Source organism: Nocardioides terrae, assembly GCF_900112345.1.
Classification (GTDB): domain Bacteria; phylum Actinomycetota; class Actinomycetes; order Propionibacteriales; family Nocardioidaceae; genus Nocardioides; species Nocardioides terrae.
Genome location: NZ_FOLB01000014.1, coordinates 60,080 through 76,758, shown reverse-complemented (window position 1 = coordinate 76,758; position 16,679 = coordinate 60,080). Strand labels below are relative to the sequence as shown.

Genomic DNA, 16,679 nt, shown 5'->3' with positions numbered 1-16,679 from the left:
CCGCAGCCTGCCCTACTCGCCGCCGATCGGCATGTGGGCCGGCATGTCGGCCGGCATGTCGGCGTAGGCGACGGCGAGGGCGGCGCCGAACGTCGCGTTGTTCTTCACCAGCGCGATGTTGGCGGTCAGCGAGGCGCCGTCGGTGATCTCGACGATGCGGCCGAGCAGGTAGGGCGTGATGTCCTTGCCCGTCATCCCGAGCCGGTCGGCGTCGGCCAGCGCCCGGTCGATGATGCCGCCGATCTCGGCGGCGGGGATCTCGTCGGCGACGGGGATCGGGTGGGCGATGACGACGCCGCCGGGCAGGCCGAGCGACCACTTCGCGCGCAGCACGGCCGCAGTCTCCACGGCGCCGTCGACCCGCATCGGCGCGGCGAAGCCGGACGAGCGGGAGTAGAACGACGGGAACTCGTCGGCGCCGGTGACCAGCACGGGGACCCCGAGCGTCTCGAGCGTCTCCAGGGTCAGCCCGATGTCGAGGATCGACTTCACGCCCGCGGACACGACGGCGACGGACGTCTGTCCGAGCTCGGTGAGGTCGGCGGAGATGTCGAAGGACTGCTGCGCCCTGCGGTGGACGCCGCCGAGCCCGCCCGTGACGAAGACGTGGATCCCGGCCAGCGACGCCAGCCGCATCGTCGCGGCGACGGTGGTGGCGCCGTGCAGGCCGCGGGCGACCACGTAGGGCAGGTCGCGCACCGACACCTTGATCACCTCGGGGTCGGAGGCGAGCAGCTCGAGGGCGTCCTCGGTCAGCCCGACCCGGGGCACACCGCCGAGCACGGCGATGGTGGCCGGCACCGCACCGCCCTCCCGCACGATCGCCTCGACCTCGCGGGCCATCTCCACGTTGCGCGGGTAGGGCATGCCGTGGCTGATGATCGTGCTCTCCAGGGCGACGACGGGGCGCCCCTGCGCGAGGGCGTCGGCGACCTCGTCGGTCAGTTGGATCTGGCTCATGCGGAGCTCCTCACGAGGGCCTCGGACAGGTCGGGTCGGACGGTGGCCGGGCCGGCCACGGTCAGGGCGGCCGCGGCATGGCCGAGGCGAGCGGCCTCCTGCGGCGTCGCCCCGGCGAGCAGGAAGTGACAGAAGGCCGCCAGCATGGCGTCACCAGCGCCCGTCACGTCGACCACCCCGCCGGTGACCGGTGCCAGCTCGACGACGCCGTCGCGCGAGGAGAGCAGCGAGCCGGCCGGCCCGCGGCGCAGCCAGACCAGCTCGGCGCCCTGACCGTGCAGCGCGGCCAGGGCGTCCGATGGGTCGTCGAGCCCGGTCAGCGCGGCGAGCTCCTCGCGATTGGGGGTGAGCAGGAAGAGCGGGCGGCGGACCGCCGCCGCGAGCCGGACGGCCTTGGGCACCGACACCGGCTCCACCACGACGGGTACGCCGGCCGCCGCCGCGACGTCCAGCGCCACCGTGACGGTCGCGGGGAGCAGGTTGGCGTCGACGACGACGAGGTCGGCCGCGGCGAGACGGTCCGCCACGGCGGCGACGTCCTCCGGCGTGAGGGACTCGATCGCCGCCATGTCGGCGACCGCCACCGAGAGCTCGCCGGAGTGGTCGAGGACGGCGGTGTAGGTGCCCGTCGCTCCGCGGCGCCTGACCAGCGACACGTCGACGCCCGCCGCGGCGGTGCTCACCAGCAGGTCCTCACCGAGGGCGTCGGTCCCGATGGCAGTGACCAGCGCGGTCGGCGTACCCAGGCGGGCGAGGTTCTCGGCGATGTTGCGCCCGACGCCACCCGCCGACAACGTCGCGCTGCCGGGGTTGCTGGTGCCGGGGACGAGCGCGGCGGCGCTGCGGGCCTTGAGGTCGACGTTGGCGCCGCCGAGGACGACGACGCTCACCGGCCGATCCGCAGCTCGTCGGGCATGCAGGCCTCGACGAGCTCGCCGAGGGCGCCGGGCATGCCGGACAGGTCACCGACGGCTCCGATCGACACCAGCACGTTGAGAAGCATGCCGTGCGCGATGAAGTCGCGGACCTGCTCGGCCGGCCAGCCGGTCTCGACGAGCGTCGCGTAGATGCGCGCCATGCCCTCGCGCGCCTGGACGCCGATCTCGGGCACGCCGCTGGCGGAGAACCCGTGCATCAGGACGTGCAGGAAGTCGGTGTCGGCCAGCAGCGCGCTGTAGGCCAGCGCCATCCGCTCCTTGTCGTCCTCGCTCGCGGGATCGAACGGACCCTCCGCGAGCACGCCGCGGAACGCGCCCTCGATCTGGGCGCAGGCGCGGCCGAACACGGCGAGGAAGAGCTCCAGCTTGGTGCCGAACATCCTGACGACGTACGGCTGGCTGACGCCGGCCTCCTTGGCGACCGCGTCGGTGCTCGTGCCCGCGTAGCCGCTCGCCGCGAACGCTCGCGTCGCGGCTTGGAGGACGAGCTCGCGGCGCTCCTCGGCAGGCATCCGGGTGTTCACGGTTGACATGTTATCAGTTGATTACTTATTGTCGTCGGCATCGCTTGTAATCATTCAATGCCAACTTCTTGGAGGAGCAATGTCCGCACTCGCCGGCCAGCGGGCCGACACCCCGGCCCGGGCGGTTCGGCGGGTCCCGCTGTGGCTCACGATCGCGGCAGTCAGCCTGCCGATGTTCATGGCCACCCTCGACAACCTGGTGATGACCAGCGCGCTGCCCGTCATCCAGGCCGACCTGAACGCGAGCGTCAGTGACCTGTCGTGGTTCCTGAACGCCTACACCCTGGCGTTCGCCACCTTCATGCTGCCGGCCGCGACCCTCGGTGACCGGCTCGGCCGGCGCCGCGTGATGGTCGCGGGCATCGTCGTCTTCACGCTGGCCTCGATCGGGTCGGCGCTGGCGGACTCCTCCAGCGCGCTGATCGTCGCCCGCGCGGTCCAGGGCCTCGGCGCGGCGGCGGTCATGCCGCTCTCGCTGACCCTGCTCGCGGCCAACGTGCCCGAACGGCTGCGGCCGGCGGCCATCGGCATCTGGGGCGGCGTCTCCGGGCTCGGTGTCGCGCTCGGTCCGGTCGTCGGCGGTGCAGTGGTCGAGGGGGTCAGCTGGCAGGCGATCTTCTGGCTCAACGTCCCGGTCGCGATCGTCGCGCTGCCGCTCGTCCTGGCGGCGGTGTCGGAGTCCCGCGGGACCTGGCAGCGTCTCGACCTGCTCGGCGCGGCGATGCTCGGCGGCGCCGTCTTCCTCGGCATCTGGGGCATCGTGCACGGCAACGACGACGGCTGGTCGTCGGCCGGGGTCCTCACCCCGCTCGTCGCCGCCGCGGCCCTGCTGCCGGCGTACGTCGTCCACGCGCGGCGCCGCACCGACGCGGTGCTCCCCCTGCGACTCTTCGCGTCGCGCAGCTTCACGGTCGCCAACCTGGTCGCCCTGGGCTTCACGGCCGGGATGTTCGGCGCGGTCTTCCTGCTCTCGCAGTACCTCCAGGTCGTCCAGGGCTTCTCGCCGCTCGGTGCGGGCGTCCGCACGCTCCCGTGGACGGCGGCTCCGATGGTCGTCGCCCCCGTGGCCGGCCTCCTGGCGTCGCGGGTCGGCGTCCGGCCGCTGCTGCTCGTCGGGCTCGCGCTGCAGGCCGCGTCGCTGGTCTGGTTCGCCGGGCTGACCGAGTCGGGGTCGTCGTACTCCGCCTTCGTCCCGGCGCTCGCCATGGCCGGCATCGGCATGGGGCTGGTCTTCCCGTCGGTCTCCAACGCCACCCTCGACGGGCTGCCCGACGACGACTTCGCCACCGCCTCGTCGGCGAACTCGACGATCCGGGAGTTCGGCGTCGCGCTCGGCATCGCGCTGCTGACCGCCGTCTTCCTCGGCAACGGCGGCCAGATCGCCCCGAACGGCTACGACGGCGCGGTCGGTCCGGCGCTGCTCACCGGCGCGGGCGTCGTCGCGGTCGGCTTCGTGGCGGCGCTGTTCACCCCGCGTCGGCGCTGAGCGGAACCTGTCGGTTCATCGCCGCGGACCGGCCTCACCAGCGCGAGTGGATCGCCTCGCGGAAGTAGGTGTCGTAGAGGCCGCGGACGGCCGCGTCGAAGCCGTCGGGGAGCTCGATCGAGCCGGCGGCGGCGTTGGCCGCGGCCTGGTCGGTCGACCGGGCGCCCGGGATGACGGTCGAGACCTGCGGCAGCGAGGCGATCCACGCGAGCGCGGCCTGGGCGGGGGTCGCGTCGGGCACCTGCTCGGCGACCAGGGCACTGAAGTCCGAGGCCGCGCGCACGCCGGTCTCGTAGTCCACCCCGGAGAACGTCTCGCCGACGTCGAAGGCCTCGCCGTGCCGGTTGTAGGTGCGGTGGTCGTCGGCGGCGAAGGTGGTCTCCGTGGTGTAGCGGCCGGAGAGCAGGCCGCTGGCCAGCGGGACACGCGCGATGATGCCGACCCCGGCTCGCCCGGCGGCGGGCAGCACCTCGTCGAGCGGCTTGAGCCGGAACGCGTTCAGGATGATCTGCACCGAGGCGACGCCCGGCCGCGCGATGGCCGCGAGCGCCTCGTCGACGGTCTCGACCGAGACGCCGTAGTTGCGGATCCGGCCCTCGGCCACGAGGGTGTCGAGCGCGTCGAAGACCTCGTCGCTGGAGTAGACCGCCGTCGGCGGACAGTGCAGCTGGACCAGGTCGAGCGCGTCGACGCCGAGGTTGCGGCGCGAGCGGTCGTTCCAGGCGCGGAAGTTCTCCAGGACGTAGTTCTCCGGCACCTGGTCGACGCGCCGGCCCATCTTGGTGGCCACCGTGACGCCGGACCCGGCATTGGCCTTCAGCCACGAACCGATCAGCGACTCCGAGCGGCCGTCGCCGTACACGTCGGCGGTGTCGAAGATCGTGACACCGGCGCCGTACGCCGCGTCGAGCACCGCGAGCGCGTCGGCCTCCTCGACCTCGCCCCAGTCGGCGCCGAGCTGCCAGGTGCCGAGGCCGATGACGGAGACGGAGCGGCCGGTGCGTCCGAGGGTGCGCGTCTGCATGAGCCCCAGCCTAGGAGGCTTGAGTACGCCGACCACCCAGGGGTGGTCGAGGCACTCAACTGTCGAGCAGGTCGCGGCCGATCGCCTCGATGGAGGACACTCCGGCGAGTCCCATCGTCAGGTCGAGCTCGGCCAGCAGATGCTCGAGCACGGCCCGCACCCCGGCCTCGCCGGCGAGCGCGAGGCCGTAGACCCACGGCCGGCCGAGCAGCACCGCGTCGGCACCGAGCGCGAGGGCGACGGCGACGTCGGCACCGCTCCGCACCCCGCTGTCGAAGAGGACCGGGACCCGGCCGTCGATCTCCTCGACGACGGCCGGCAACGCGTCGAGGGAGGCGATCGCGTTGTCGACCTGACGGCCGCCGTGGTTGGAGACGACGAGGCCGTCGACGCCGTGCTCGAGGGCGAGCCGGGCGTCGGCCGGGTGCTGGACCCCCTTCACGAGGATCGGCAGCGAGGTCATCGTGCGCAGCCGGGCCAGGTCGGCCCAGGTCAGGTCCGAGCGCGAGAAGACCTCGAGGAACGTCTCCACCGACGCCCGCGGGAGCGGTGAGCGCAGGCTCTCGCGGAACGACGCCGATCCGCCCCACCGGGCGTGGTGGCGCACCATCGAGAGCAGCGACCTCACCGCGGCCACCGTCGGGCGCGGCGTCGGCTCGGTCGAGGCCGGGCGCGCCGCCGCGAGGGCGCGGAAGGTCGGGTCGGAGAGGTACTGCGCGATCCCCTCGCCGCGCGCGAACGGCAGGTAGCCGAGGTCGAGGTCCTGCGTCCGCCATCCGAGCATGTGGGTGTCCAGGGTGACGACGATCGCGTCGGAGCCGATCGCCTCCGCGCGCTCGACGAAGGACCGTACGACGGCTTCGTCGCTGCTCCAGTAGAGCTGGAACAGCCGCGGGGAGTCCCCGAGCGTCCGGGCGGTCTCCTCCATCGGCACGCTGCCCTGCGTGGAGATGACCATCGGGATCCCGAGCGAGCGGGCCGCGCGAGCGACCGCGTACTCGGCCTCGGCGTGGGCCATCTCCAGGACGCCGATGGGCGCGAGCAGCAGCGGGGCGGGCAGGGTGCGGCCGAGCAGCGTCGTCTCCAGCGACCGGGACGCGACGTCGACGAGCATCCGCGGCACGATCCGGTGCCGCGCGAAGGCGTCGACGTTGGCGGCGACGGTGCGGTGCTGGCCGGCTCCTCCGGCGACGTACGCCCACGCCTCCTTGCCCATCACGCGTCGTGCGGCCGCCTCGAGAGCGGCCGGCTCGACCGGGACGACCGGCCGGTGGCCGAAGACGCCGGCGCGGTAGATGCGGCCCTGGATGTCGCGCCCGATGCTGGTGCGCGGAGTGGAGAGGCTGCTCACGGGCGTCAGTCTGCCGTGACGTGGGCCGGGAGCGGCGCACCCAGCACGACGCCGAAGAGCCTGACGCACCTCTCGGTCATCGAGGCCGGCGTCTCGTCGGGGTGGTCCAGCCACCAGGTCACCAGTGAGTCGGCCACGGCGAGCCAGACCGCCGTCAGCGCTGCGACGTCGAGCGGGTCGTCGGCGCCGGCCAGTCGAAGCATCTCGCCGACGCCCTGGTCGGCGAGCGCCGTGATGCGGTCGGTGTAGAGCGCGATCTCGGCGGCGATGCCCTCCTCCCCGCGCGGGACGGTCGGGTCGAAGAAGAGTCGCCAGATCCACGGCTGCGGCTCGAGCAGCGTGAAGAGGCCCTCCAGCGTGCGCAGCGCCCGCTCGAGGCCGACGGCGTCGCCGCGGGCGACCCGCTCCAGCTCACCGGCCAGGATCGCGCCGGCGCGGTGCAGGCACGCGCTGAAGAGGCCCTCCTTGGAGCCGAAGTAGTTGTAGATCAGCGGCTTGGAGATCCCCGCGCGATCGGCGACGTCGGCGACCGACGTGGCGGCGAAGCCCAGCGTGCCGAAGACCTCGGTGGCGACCTGGACGATCTGCCCCTCCCGCTCGGCCCGCGGGACGCCCTTCGTGCCGGCGTTCGAGCGTCGGGCGACGGTGGGTCGAGGCATGGGGGGATCCTAGACAGCCGATGTGAACCGGAGGTAACTTACTCAGAAGTCATATTGAGTGAGGAAGCCTGATGCATGAGCTGCTCGACCCGGCCGAGAACCCGGTCACGTTCGCGATCCCGTTCTTCGTCCTGAGCATCGCCCTCGAGCTGGCGGCGCTGCGGTGGCTCGACCACGACGACAACATGACGGGCTACGCCCTCAAGGACGCGCGGACCTCGCTGCTCATGGGGCTCGGGTCGCTGGTGACCTCCCTGCTGCTCAAGGTCGCCAGCTTCGTCGTGTTCGTGTGGCTCTACGACCACCTCGCGCTCGCCCACCTGCCCACCGACACCTGGTGGTCGTGGGTGGTGATGGTGCTGGCCGTCGACCTCGCCTACTACTGGCAGCACCGCTTCGTGCATCGCGCCCGCGTCGGCTGGGCCGCCCACCAGGCGCACCACTCCTCGGAGTACATGAACTTCTCGACCGCGCTGCGACAGAAGTGGAACCCGTGGTTCGACTTCTTCTTCTGGCTGCCGCTGCCGATCCTCGGCGTCGCGCCGTGGGCGATCTACTTCGCCTTCGGCATCAACCTCATCTACCAGTTCTTCGTCCACACCGAGACGATCGACCGGCTGCCGCGACCGATCGAGGTCGTCTTCAACACACCGTCGCACCACCGCGTCCACCACGGCTCGGACCCGATCTACCTGGACAGGAACTACGCCGGCATCCTCATCGTCTGGGACCGCATCTTCGGCACCTTCCAGCCCGAGCTGCACCGGCCGCGCTACGGCCTGACCCACCAGGTCGACACCTACAACCTGATCGAGCTGCAGTACGGCCACTACGCCGACCTCTGGCGCGACGTCAGGACGGCCGACACCTGGCGGGACCGGTTGGGCTACCTCTTCCGCCCGCCGGGTTGGACGCCGCAGCCGCCCGCAGCCTCCGGATCGGCGACCGACCCGCTCCGCGAGCGGACAGCCTGACCGGTCCCCTGCACCAGTCGGCGGAGGGCTCGGCACAGGCGGCTCAGGAGAGGCGCGCGTGCGCCGAGCGGATGTGTGCCTCGACCAGGTCGGCCGCGCGTACGCCGTCGCCCACCGCGATCGCCTCGAAGACGCCGCGGTGCTCCTGGGACAGCCGGCGGCGTACGGCCGGCCACTCCTCGCCGAGCCGTTCGAGGCCCTCCAGGATCGGCCGACGCATGGCCTCGCGGATCGCGATCGTGATGTCCGCGACCAGTCGGTTGCCGCCCGCCTCCGCGATGGCGATGTGGAAGGCGGTGTCCAGGTCGTTGTAGGCCTGCCGTCCGTCGGGGTGGCCGTCGCCGGCTCGACTTCGGTCGAGGGCCTCCGTCGCCTCCATCGCCGCGAGCGGCGCGGCGACCGCGCTCAGCGCCGCCGGGGTCGCGCGGCCGGCGGCCAGTGTCGCGCTCGAGCGCTCGAGCATGCAGCGCGCGTCGACGACGTCCGCGACCGGGAAGTTCGCCAGTGCCACGTGCACGCGCAGCAGCCGGGTGAGCGCCTCCGACGGCATCGCCGAGACGACGGTGCCCGCGTCGGCGCCGGAGCCGACCGCGGGGCGAACGACGCCGTGCGCCTCGAGCGTCCGCATCGCCTCACGCACCGCGGCCCTCGAGACCTGCATCCGCGTGGCGAGATCGCGCTCGCCGGGGAGCCGGTCGCCGACCTTGAGCGTGCCGGCGAGGATCTGCTCCTCGACCTGGTCGACGACGTGCTGGTAGGCGCGCACCCGGGTGACGGGCCGCCAGACGTCCTCCGCGCTTGCGTCACTCACGGCGCTCACCCTACTGTCGCCGCATGTGGTCAGACCACAGAAAGGTCGGCCTGAGGAGGTAACGGTGCGCGTCGCCCTGTTCGCGACCTGCTTCAACGACACCATGTGGCCCGAGACGCCCCGGGCGGTCGTCACGATCCTGGAGCGGCTCGGCTGCACGGTCGAGTTCCCGCTCGAGCAGACCTGCTGCGGCCAGATGCTGACCAACACCGGCTACGCCCGCGAGGCGGTCGGCCTGGTCGAGCGGTTCGCCGACGTCTTCGAGCCGTACGACGCCGTGGTCGCTCCGTCCGGGTCGTGCGTCGGCTCCGTGCGCCACCAGCACGCCGGCGTGGCGAGGGACTGCGGCCGGCCGGACCTGGCGCTGCGCGCCTCCGCCGGCGCGGGCAAGGTGCACGAGCTGAGCGAGTTCCTGGTCGACGTACTCGGGGTGACCGACGTCGGGGCCGCCTTCCCGCACCGGGTGACCTACCACCCGACCTGTCACTCGTTGCGCATGCTGCGGGTCGGCGACAAGCCGCTGCAGCTGCTGCGGGCCGTCCGCGGCATCGACCTGGTCGAGCTGCCCGGCGCCGAGGAGTGCTGTGGCTTCGGCGGCACCTTCGCCCTGAAGAACGCCGACACGTCGGTAGCGATGGGCTCGGACAAGGCGGCCCATGTCCGCGCGACGGGGGCCGAGGTGCTGGTGGCGGGCGACAACAGCTGCCTGGCGCACGTCGGCGGCCTGCTGGACAGGCAGCGGGCCGGCGTACGCGTGATGCACCTGGCGGAGGTGCTCGCCTCCACCGAGGTGGACCGCGCGCAGTCGCACGAGCCGGGCGCGACGGGTCGGGGACAGCGATGAGCGCGACGTTCGTCGGGATGCCCGCCTTCCCGACCGCCGCCCGGGAGGCGCTCGGCAACGCCCAGCAGCGCCGCAACCTCCGGCACGCGACGCACACGATCCGCGACAAGCGCGCCCGCGTCGTCGCCGAGGTGGACGACTGGGAGGAGCTTCGGGTCGCCGGGGCCGCCATCAAGGACCACGTGCTCACCCACCTCGACACCTACCTCGAGCAGCTCGAGGAGTCCCTCACCCGGGCCGGCGCGACCGTGCATTGGGCGAGCGACGCCGCGGAGGCCAACCGGATCGTGGTCGACCTGGTCAGGGCGACCGGCTCCCAGGAGGTGGTCAAGGTCAAGTCGATGGCCACCCAGGAGATCGAGCTCAACGAGGCGCTCGAGGCGGCCGGCATCGACGCCTGGGAGACCGACCTGGCCGAGCTGATCGTGCAGCTCGGGCACGACCGACCGAGCCACATCCTCGTCCCGGCCATCCACCGCAACCGTGCCGAGATCCGCGAGATCTTCCTGCGCGAGATGGGTGCGGTCGGCGAGCCGGCCCCGGCCGGCCTGACGTCCGAGCCGCGCGAGCTGGCCGAGGCGGCGCGCACGCACCTGCGCGAGAAGTTCCTCCGTGCGAAGGTCGCCATCTCGGGGGCGAACTTCGCGGTCGCCGAGACCGGCACACTCGTCGTGGTCGAGTCCGAGGGCAACGGCCGGATGTGCCTGACCCTGCCCGAGACGCTGATCAGCGTGGTGGGCATCGAGAAGGTGCTCCCCACCGTCGCCGACCTCGAGGTCATGCTCCAGCTGCTGCCGCGCTCGTCGACCGGCGAGCGGATGAACCCCTACACGTCGATGTGGACGGGCGTGACCCCGGGCGACGGGCCGCAGGACGTCCACGTCGTGCTGCTCGACAACGGCCGGACCTCCGCGCTCGCCGACGACCTGGACCGTCAGGCCCTGCGCTGCATCCGCTGCTCGGCCTGCCTCAACGTCTGTCCGGTCTACGAGCGGGTCGGTGGCCACGCCTACGGGTCGGTCTACCCCGGCCCGATCGGCGCCGTGCTCAACCCGCTCATCCGCGGCACGTCGTCCGCAGTGGACAAGTCGCTGCCCTACGCCTCGTCGCTGTGCGGCGCCTGCTTCGACGCCTGCCCGGTCCGCATCCAGATCCCCGACCTGCTCGTCCGGCTGCGCACCCGCGTCGTCGACGAGAAGCGCGGCGGCCTGCCGTCGGGCGAGGAGATCGCGATGAAGGGGATGGCCTGGGTGCTGGGCGACGCCGACCGCCTCGAGCGCGCGCAGAAGGGCAGCGAGCTGGGCGGCCGGCTGCTCCGCAGGCGCACGTCGCTGGGCCGGCTGCCGGGTCCGCTGTCGGCCTGGACCGACGCCCGCGACGCGCCGACCCCGCCCGAGGAGACGTTCCGGACCTGGTGGAAGAGGGAGCGCGGATGAGCGACGCGACGAGCGGCCCGACCAGCGCGCGTGAGGCGGTCCTCGCCCGGGTCCGCGCCGCCCTGGCGGAGGCGACCCCGGCCGATCCGCCCGCACGGGCGTACGGTCACGGGGCAGCTGTGGCCGACGTACCGGCCCTGTTCGCGGAGCGGGTCGCCGACTACCGCGCGACGGTGGTCCGAGTGGCGCCGAGCGGCGTCGCCGTGGCGGTCGCCGAGGCGATCGAAGGCGCGGACTCCGTCGTCGTCCCGGACGGGCTCCCCGAGGAGTGGCTGCCCGCAGGCCTCCAGGTCGTCCACGACGAGTCCCTCGACGCGACGGCGCTCGACCGGGTCGCGGCGGTGGTCACCGGATCGACCGTCGGGATCGCGGTCACCGGCACGATCGTGCTCGACCACGGCCCCGGCCAGGGTCGCCGGGCTCTGTCGCTCGTGCCCGACCTGCACGTCTGCGTGGTCCGCGAGGCCGACCTGGTCGCGGACGTCCCCGAGGCGGTGTCCCGGCTGGTGGGGTCGGTGACGGCGGGTCGGCCGCTGACCTGGATCAGCGGCCCCTCGGCCACCAGCGACATCGAGCTGGAGCGGGTCGAGGGCGTGCACGGTCCGCGCACCCTCCACGTGGTCCTCGTCGGCGGCTGACGCGAGCCCTAGGCTGAGCCGGGTGAGCACCACAGCCGCACCCTCGCGCCGCGTCCTGTCCACCGACGGCGTCGCCCTGGCCGTCTATGAGTCCGGCGACGCCGCGAACCCGACGGTCGTCGCCGTGCACGGCTACCCCGACGACCACACGGTCTGGGACGGTGTGGTCGCGCTGCTCGCCGACGACTTCCACGTCGTCACCTATGACGTGCGTGGGGCCGGGCAGTCCGAGGCGCCGAGGAAGCGCGAGGGCTACCGGATCTCGCAGCTGGTCGACGACCTCGCGGCCGTCCTCGACGCGACGGCTCCCGACGAGAAGGTCCACCTGCTGGCCCACGACTGGGGCTCGATCCAGTCCTGGGGTGCGGTCACCGACCCTCGGTTCGCCGACCGGCTCGCCGACTTCACGTCCGTCTCCGGCCCGAGCCTCGACATGGCCGCCGACTGGCTGCGACGGGTCGACAGCCACCCGCTGGCCAGCCTGCGGCAGCTCGCGTCGTCCTACTACATCGGGGTGTTCCAGGCCCCGTTCCTCCCCGAGGCGCTGGTCAGGGCGGGGATCCTCGACAAGCTGGTCTCCCACTCGGCGCACGCGGGCGGCGGTGACGCGACGGGCGCCGAGCGGCGACCGCCGCGCGACCTGATCAACGGCCTCGAGCTCTACCGCGCCAACCTCCTCGGCAAGATGGCGCGCCCCGCACCCGGCCGGGCCGTGGTGCCGGTGCAGGTGCTCGCGCCGACGCACGACCCGCACGTCACCAGCCGGCTCCAGCGCGAGGCGCCCGCACCGTACGTCGACGTGCTGGTCGCCCACGAGATCCCGGGCAACCACTGGGTCGTGGCGCAGCGACCCGAGCTCGTCGTGCAGCACCTGCGCGACTTCATCGCCTACGTCGGATCCTGACACTTCACCCCGCTGGGCCTGTCGGCTGTCGGCGGGTGGGTCTAGCGTCGAAACCATGGCCAGCAAGCTGAATCCCTATCTGTCATTCAAGGACACCGCGCGCGACGCGATGGAGTTCTACAAGTCGGTCTTCGGGGGCGAGCTGTTCGTCAGCACCTTCGGTGACATGGGAGACCCCGGGGCGGCGGGCGCCGACCTCGTCATGCACGCCTCCCTGGAGACCCCGAGCGGCTACACGCTGTTCGCCTCCGACACTCCGCCCGGCATGGAGTTCACGACCGGAGCCCAGGTCACCCTCAGCCTCAGCGGCGACGCCGGGTCCGGCGACGAGCTGCGCGGCTACTGGCAGCAGCTCTCCGCCGACGGCACCGTCAAGATGCCGCTCGAGCGCCAGGTCTGGGGCGACGACTTCGGCATGGTGACCGACCGGTTCGGCATCGAGTGGATGGTCAACATCGCCGGCGAGGGCGCCGGCTGATCAGCCGAGCAGGGTGACGGCCGCGCCGACCAGCGCGGCCGTCACCAGCACGCCCACCACGCCACGACGAAGAGCGAGCAGCGCGACGGCGGCACCGGCGAGGACCGCCCACTGCCAGGGATGCGAGATCTCCCGGGCGAGCGGCACGGCGGCGCCGTAGATCGCCCCGATCGCCGCCGGCCCGGCACCGGCGAGGAACGCCTGGACGCGCCGGTCCTGCCGGAGCCGGCTGAAGTGCCGCCCGCCGAGCAGGACGAAGGCGAAGGACGGCCCGAACGCCACCACGGCGGCGAGGATCCCGCCGACCAGGCCCGCGGCCGCGTAGCCGACGACGGCGACGGTGTGCACGACCGGCCCCGGCGTCACCTGGCCGAGCGCGACCGCGTTGAGGAACTCCGGGCCGCTCATCCAACCGTGCTCGGCGACCGCGTCCGACTGCATCAGCGGGATGATCACGAACCCGCCGCCGTAGGACAGCGCGCCGACCTTGAGCGACGTCCACAGCAGTGACAGCAGGACGCCGGCACCGAGGCCGCCGCCTCCGGCGACCGCGAGCGGCACGACCGCGGAGAGGTCGCGCGGCGGGTGCCGGAGCGTGAGCTCCGCGAACCCGCACGCCAGCAGGACCACCACGACCCAGGGGCCGAGCAGCGCGGTCGCGAGACCACCCGCGAGGACGTAGCCGACCCATCGCACCGTGGCGGCCCGGCGGGTCCAGCTCGCCGGGGTCAGCCCCCAGCCGGCCTGCACCGCGACGGCCGCCACCGCCGCGCCGGCGCCCGCTCCGGCGCCGAGCACCCACGCGGGTGGTCCGCCCAGGAAGAGCGCCGCCAGTCCGAGGATGACGACCAGGCCGGGCACGATGAAGGCGAGGCCGCCGACGACCGCGCCGGCCGGGCCCCGTGCCCGCCATGCGGTGAAGATCGCGAGCTGGGTCGACGACGGGCCGGGCAGGAGGTTGCAGGTCGCGATCGCGTCCTCGAACTCGTCGGCGTCGATCCAGCCCTCCCGCTCGACACAGAGCCCGCGCAGCAGCCGGATGTGGGCGGGCGGCCCGCCGAAGCCGAGGCAGCCGATGCGCCCCCACGCGCGCAGGACGACGAGCAGGCTGGGCCTGTGCCGGTCACGCGTCTCGGCGGACACCGCGCCATTGTCGCGTTCCACGCCGATGTGACGTGCGTCTCACTTACGGTGAGTGCGGATCCCCGGACGCCGTCCGGGGTAACTGGGAGGCCGTCATGAGTACGAACGTGAAGCCGCTGCAGGGTCGCCACCGCGCGCCGGTCGAGACCCGCACGACGCTGCCCTCGGCCCCGCTCCGTCTGCTGTTCGGCGGCGCGGCCGTCGTCCTCATCGCGCTCGTCGGCGTCTGGCAGGTGCTGTGATGCGCCTCCACGTCCGCTCGGTGATCCAGGTCTCGATGACGCTCACCCACGCCGTCATCGCCCTGCGCCACCGCTCCTGAGGGCCGAGTCGGCAGAAGCTGTCGCCCCCACGACGCCGAGTCGGCGTCAGGTGAGGGTGGCGGGGAGGCGCTCCCAGCCGCGCAGGATGCGGGTACGCCGGCGGGACGCGCCCGGCTGGAGGCGGACGTCGGGGAAGCGCTCGAAGAACGCTCGCAGCCCGATCTCGCCCTCCATCCGGGCGAGCTGGGCGCCGAGGCAGTAGTGCCGCCCCGCGGAGAAGGAGATGTGGTCGCGCGCGTTCTCGCGGGTGATGTCGAAGCGGTGCGGGTCGGCGAAGACCGCGGGGTCGCGGTTGGCGGCGGCGAGCACCGTGGTGACCGGTCGACCGGCGCCGATCGGCCGGCCGGCGATCTGCGTCTCCCGCAGCGAGATCCGGCCGGTGAGCAGCACCGGCGGGTCGAAGCGGAGCACCTCCTCGACGGCGTTGCCCCAGTCGGCGGTCCCGTCGAGCAGTGACCCGAGCTGGTCGCGGTGCTCGGTCAGCAGCACGATGCCGTTGCCGAGCAGGTTGACGGTCGTCTCGAAGCCGGCGGCGAGCACGAGCCCGGCCGTCGCGCGCAGCTCCCGCTCGGTCAGGCCGACGCCCTCCTCCTGGGCGTGGACGAGCTGGCTGAGCAGGTTGTCGCCGGGGTTGCGACGGAGCTCGGCGAGGTGCCCGCCGAGCCACTCCTCGAACTCCTCCAACGCGCTCTCGATCTGGCGGAACTGGCTCCAGCCGAGGCCGAGGTCGAGGCTGGCGCCGGCCTCGTTGCCCAGCTCGAGCACCCGCTGTCGCGTCTGCGGAGGGACGCCGAGGATCTCGGAGATGACGATGACGGGCAGCTGGCTGCAGTAGCGGTCGACGAGGTCGACCGGCGAACTCGGGTCGAGGGTGTCGAGCAGCTCGGTGGCGATCTGCTCAGTGCGCTCCCGCAGCCGCTCGACCGCGCGGGCACTGAAGACCCGGGTGACGAGCTTGCGGTAGCGGGTGTGGTCCGGCGGCTCGGTGACCAGCAGCGACGGCGGCTGGACCGGGTTGAAGACCTCGCGGTTGGCCCAGGTGGCCAGCCGGGCCAGCGAGCCGGCACTGGTCGGGATGCCGGTGCTGAAGTCGTTGCTGCTCAGCACCTCCCTCACCGCCTCGTGACGCCCGGCCATGTGGCTGAACCGGCCCGGCACGAGCGGCGTCGGGGCCGCGAGGAGCTCGTCGAAGAGCGGGATCAGCCGCTCGGTGCGGCCCTGCCGGGCGGCGGCGGCGATGAGGCGGCCCTGCAGGTCGCCGCCACGTGCGGCGCGGCCGATGACCGCGCGCGGGAGCCCGTGTCCGACGCTCCAGCGGACGAACGGCTTCACCGGCTCGGCGACGCGGGTGACGATCCGCTGGACCGGACCAGGGGTGGGCACGTGGGCGAGCCTGAGCATGCGACGACCTCCTCCTCGGCACACTACGTCGTCGGTGCGACGGTGCCGAGGGCGATGCTACCGATCGGTATAACTCCCGACTACAGGGTTCAGCCGGCGAGCTCGGCGGCCACCATCAACGGTCGGACGCCGCTGAGCCGCTTCTGGTAGCGGACGTCGTCGGCGTACCGCTCGAGCGTGCCCCACAAGGCCTCGTGGGCCGCCCACGGCAGCGGGTCGTCGCCGCGGTGCCAGCTCTCGCCGAAGCTGATCCACACGGGCACCCAGGCCGCCGCACAGTCCCACGCACCGCGCTTGGCGATGAGCATCGTGCGCCGGACCTGGAAGGCGGTGCGCGGGCCGTCGAGGCAGATCGGCGCCGTGTGGATCGGCCAGAGCCGCAGGTCGCGCTCCATCAGCTCGATCTCGAGATCCACCAGCACGTGCGGATCGACCAGCACGGTCGCGACGTTCTCATGGGCCCGGCGCCTCATGTCGGCACCGTAGCCCTCGGGCGCGAACGAGGAAAGACGCTCTGGTCTGCGCCGCAGCGCGGGTGCACCATAGGAGGATGCCCCGTCCGCGACCGCGTTCGATCGCGGGTGCCGTCCTCGGCGACGCCCGTGGCGACGGTCGCGCGCTGCGCGTGACGTGGCACGCCGAGGCGGGCGTCGTGGTCCTGAGCATCTGGAAGGACAACCTCTGCACCGCCACGGTCCGGCTCACACCGGACGAGGTGGGCCCGCTCGTCGAGACGCTCCAGCGGGGCCTGCCGGCGGCCGCCGTCGGGCTGTCCGCCTCCTGAC

19 protein-coding genes are annotated in these 16,679 nt (G+C 72.9%); 9 read left to right on the top strand and 10 right to left on the bottom strand.

Annotation, left to right across the window (positions count from 1 at the left end):
• Positions 1-12: 12 nt before the first annotated feature.
• From BM236_RS16680 to BM236_RS16670, 3 genes are read right to left on the bottom strand one after another with little or no spacing between them, the layout of a single operon-like run.
• Entirely contained in the window at positions 13-960 is a 948-nt protein-coding gene (locus BM236_RS16680) for a pseudouridine-5'-phosphate glycosidase (RefSeq protein WP_091126144.1), read from the bottom strand.
• Positions 957-1,850 carry a carbohydrate kinase family protein gene (locus tag BM236_RS16675; protein ID WP_245750393.1) on the bottom strand — a complete coding sequence of 298 codons (894 nt, stop codon included), beginning with the start codon at positions 1,848-1,850 and terminating at the stop codon, positions 957-959. Before BM236_RS16675 ends, BM236_RS16680 begins: the two co-directional genes overlap by 4 nt.
• Complete coding sequence (locus BM236_RS16670; protein ID WP_245750392.1) at positions 1,847-2,431, bottom strand: TetR/AcrR family transcriptional regulator; 585 nt, start codon at positions 2,429-2,431, stop codon at positions 1,847-1,849. The genes BM236_RS16675 and BM236_RS16670 overlap by 4 nt, the downstream gene beginning before the upstream one ends.
• Before the next feature lie 70 nt (positions 2,432-2,501).
• Here BM236_RS16670 and BM236_RS16665 point away from each other — a divergent pair, with 70 nt between their 5' ends.
• Positions 2,502-3,908, top strand: coding sequence for an MFS transporter (locus BM236_RS16665; protein WP_091126140.1), 1,407 nt, complete (start codon positions 2,502-2,504; stop codon positions 3,906-3,908).
• A gap of 34 nt (positions 3,909-3,942) precedes the next feature.
• Here BM236_RS16665 and BM236_RS16660 read toward each other — a convergent pair whose 3' ends face one another.
• From BM236_RS16660 to BM236_RS16650, 3 genes are read right to left on the bottom strand one after another with little or no spacing between them, the layout of a single operon-like run.
• On the bottom strand, positions 3,943-4,932 hold the full coding sequence (locus BM236_RS16660; protein ID WP_091126137.1) for an aldo/keto reductase: 990 nt from the start codon (positions 4,930-4,932) through the stop codon (positions 3,943-3,945).
• Between the two features lie 55 nt (positions 4,933-4,987).
• Positions 4,988-6,283, bottom strand: a complete 1,296-nt coding sequence (locus tag BM236_RS16655; protein WP_091126135.1) for an alpha-hydroxy-acid oxidizing protein — start codon at positions 6,281-6,283, stop codon at positions 4,988-4,990.
• Positions 6,284-6,288: 5 nt separating this feature from the next.
• The gene (locus tag BM236_RS16650; protein ID WP_091126133.1) at positions 6,289-6,942 is read right to left on the bottom strand and encodes a TetR/AcrR family transcriptional regulator; all 654 of its coding nucleotides are present in this window, start codon (positions 6,940-6,942) and stop codon (positions 6,289-6,291) included.
• Between the two features lie 71 nt (positions 6,943-7,013).
• On the opposite strand from BM236_RS16650, the gene BM236_RS16645 reads away from it, so the two are divergent.
• Entirely contained in the window at positions 7,014-7,916 is a 903-nt protein-coding gene (locus tag BM236_RS16645; RefSeq protein WP_091126131.1) for a sterol desaturase family protein, read from the top strand.
• Between the two features lie 43 nt (positions 7,917-7,959).
• Here BM236_RS16645 and BM236_RS16640 read toward each other — a convergent pair whose 3' ends face one another.
• Entirely contained in the window at positions 7,960-8,727 is a 768-nt protein-coding gene (locus BM236_RS16640) for a FadR/GntR family transcriptional regulator (protein WP_217645383.1), read from the bottom strand.
• A gap of 64 nt (positions 8,728-8,791) precedes the next feature.
• Between BM236_RS16640 and BM236_RS16635 the strand changes: the two genes are divergently transcribed.
• From BM236_RS16635 to BM236_RS16615, 5 genes are read left to right on the top strand one after another with little or no spacing between them, the layout of a single operon-like run.
• Positions 8,792-9,571, top strand: a complete 780-nt coding sequence (locus BM236_RS16635) for a (Fe-S)-binding protein (RefSeq protein ID WP_091126129.1) — start codon at positions 8,792-8,794, stop codon at positions 9,569-9,571.
• On the top strand, positions 9,568-11,007 hold the full coding sequence (locus tag BM236_RS16630; protein WP_091126126.1) for a LutB/LldF family L-lactate oxidation iron-sulfur protein: 1,440 nt from the start codon (positions 9,568-9,570) through the stop codon (positions 11,005-11,007). The genes BM236_RS16635 and BM236_RS16630 overlap by 4 nt, the downstream gene beginning before the upstream one ends.
• Complete coding sequence (locus BM236_RS16625; protein WP_091126123.1) at positions 11,004-11,645, top strand: LutC/YkgG family protein; 642 nt, start codon at positions 11,004-11,006, stop codon at positions 11,643-11,645. Before BM236_RS16630 ends, BM236_RS16625 begins: the two co-directional genes overlap by 4 nt.
• Before the next feature lie 22 nt (positions 11,646-11,667).
• Positions 11,668-12,549 carry an alpha/beta fold hydrolase gene (locus BM236_RS16620; RefSeq protein ID WP_091126121.1) on the top strand — a complete coding sequence of 294 codons (882 nt, stop codon included), beginning with the start codon at positions 11,668-11,670 and terminating at the stop codon, positions 12,547-12,549.
• A 55-nt stretch (positions 12,550-12,604) separates the two neighbouring features.
• On the top strand, positions 12,605-13,027 hold the full coding sequence (locus BM236_RS16615) for a VOC family protein (RefSeq protein ID WP_091126118.1): 423 nt from the start codon (positions 12,605-12,607) through the stop codon (positions 13,025-13,027).
• Here the strand turns inward: BM236_RS16615 and chrA are convergent, their stop codons facing one another.
• The gene (chrA, locus tag BM236_RS16610; protein ID WP_091126116.1) at positions 13,028-14,170 is read right to left on the bottom strand and encodes a chromate efflux transporter; all 1,143 of its coding nucleotides are present in this window, start codon (positions 14,168-14,170) and stop codon (positions 13,028-13,030) included.
• Between the two features lie 95 nt (positions 14,171-14,265).
• On the opposite strand from chrA, the gene BM236_RS19080 reads away from it, so the two are divergent.
• Positions 14,266-14,412, top strand: a complete 147-nt coding sequence (locus BM236_RS19080) for a hypothetical protein (protein WP_175507719.1) — start codon at positions 14,266-14,268, stop codon at positions 14,410-14,412.
• 126 nt (positions 14,413-14,538) lie between these two features.
• On the opposite strand, the gene BM236_RS16605 is transcribed toward BM236_RS19080, so the two are convergent.
• Both BM236_RS16605 and BM236_RS16600 read right to left on the bottom strand, forming a co-directional pair.
• A complete protein-coding gene (locus tag BM236_RS16605; RefSeq protein ID WP_091126114.1) occupies positions 14,539-15,894 on the bottom strand; it encodes a cytochrome P450 in 1,356 nt (451 codons plus the stop codon).
• A gap of 89 nt (positions 15,895-15,983) precedes the next feature.
• Positions 15,984-16,367: a hypothetical protein gene (locus BM236_RS16600; RefSeq protein ID WP_091126111.1), complete on the bottom strand. Its 384-nt coding sequence runs from the start codon at positions 16,365-16,367 to the stop codon at positions 15,984-15,986.
• A gap of 77 nt (positions 16,368-16,444) precedes the next feature.
• Between BM236_RS16600 and BM236_RS16595 the strand changes: the two genes are divergently transcribed.
• The gene (locus tag BM236_RS16595) at positions 16,445-16,678 is read left to right on the top strand and encodes a hypothetical protein (protein WP_091126109.1); all 234 of its coding nucleotides are present in this window, start codon (positions 16,445-16,447) and stop codon (positions 16,676-16,678) included.
• Position 16,679: the final 1 nt, after the last annotated feature.

Excerpts from the sequence above, each read along its gene's own strand:
- BM236_RS19080 (WP_175507719.1), top strand. The coding sequence starts at position 14,266 with ATGAGTACGAACGTGAAGCCGCTGCAGGGTCGCCACCGCGCGCCGGTC.
- BM236_RS16650 (WP_091126133.1), bottom strand. The coding sequence starts at position 6,942 with ATGCCTCGACCCACCGTCGCCCGACGCTCGAACGCCGGCACGAAGGGC.
- BM236_RS16625 (WP_091126123.1), top strand. The coding sequence starts at position 11,004 with ATGAGCGACGCGACGAGCGGCCCGACCAGCGCGCGTGAGGCGGTCCTC.
- BM236_RS16630 (WP_091126126.1), top strand. The coding sequence starts at position 9,568 with ATGAGCGCGACGTTCGTCGGGATGCCCGCCTTCCCGACCGCCGCCCGG.
- BM236_RS16680 (WP_091126144.1), bottom strand. The coding sequence starts at position 960 with ATGAGCCAGATCCAACTGACCGACGAGGTCGCCGACGCCCTCGCGCAG.
- BM236_RS16645 (WP_091126131.1), top strand. The coding sequence starts at position 7,014 with ATGCATGAGCTGCTCGACCCGGCCGAGAACCCGGTCACGTTCGCGATC.
- BM236_RS16615 (WP_091126118.1), top strand. The coding sequence starts at position 12,605 with ATGGCCAGCAAGCTGAATCCCTATCTGTCATTCAAGGACACCGCGCGC.
- BM236_RS16595 (WP_091126109.1), top strand. The coding sequence starts at position 16,445 with ATGCCCCGTCCGCGACCGCGTTCGATCGCGGGTGCCGTCCTCGGCGAC.
- BM236_RS16600 (WP_091126111.1), bottom strand. The coding sequence starts at position 16,367 with ATGAGGCGCCGGGCCCATGAGAACGTCGCGACCGTGCTGGTCGATCCG.
- BM236_RS16670 (WP_245750392.1), bottom strand. The coding sequence starts at position 2,431 with ATGTCAACCGTGAACACCCGGATGCCTGCCGAGGAGCGCCGCGAGCTC.
- BM236_RS16605 (WP_091126114.1), bottom strand. The coding sequence starts at position 15,894 with ATGCTCAGGCTCGCCCACGTGCCCACCCCTGGTCCGGTCCAGCGGATC.
- BM236_RS16665 (WP_091126140.1), top strand. The coding sequence starts at position 2,502 with ATGTCCGCACTCGCCGGCCAGCGGGCCGACACCCCGGCCCGGGCGGTT.
- BM236_RS16660 (WP_091126137.1), bottom strand. The coding sequence starts at position 4,932 with ATGCAGACGCGCACCCTCGGACGCACCGGCCGCTCCGTCTCCGTCATC.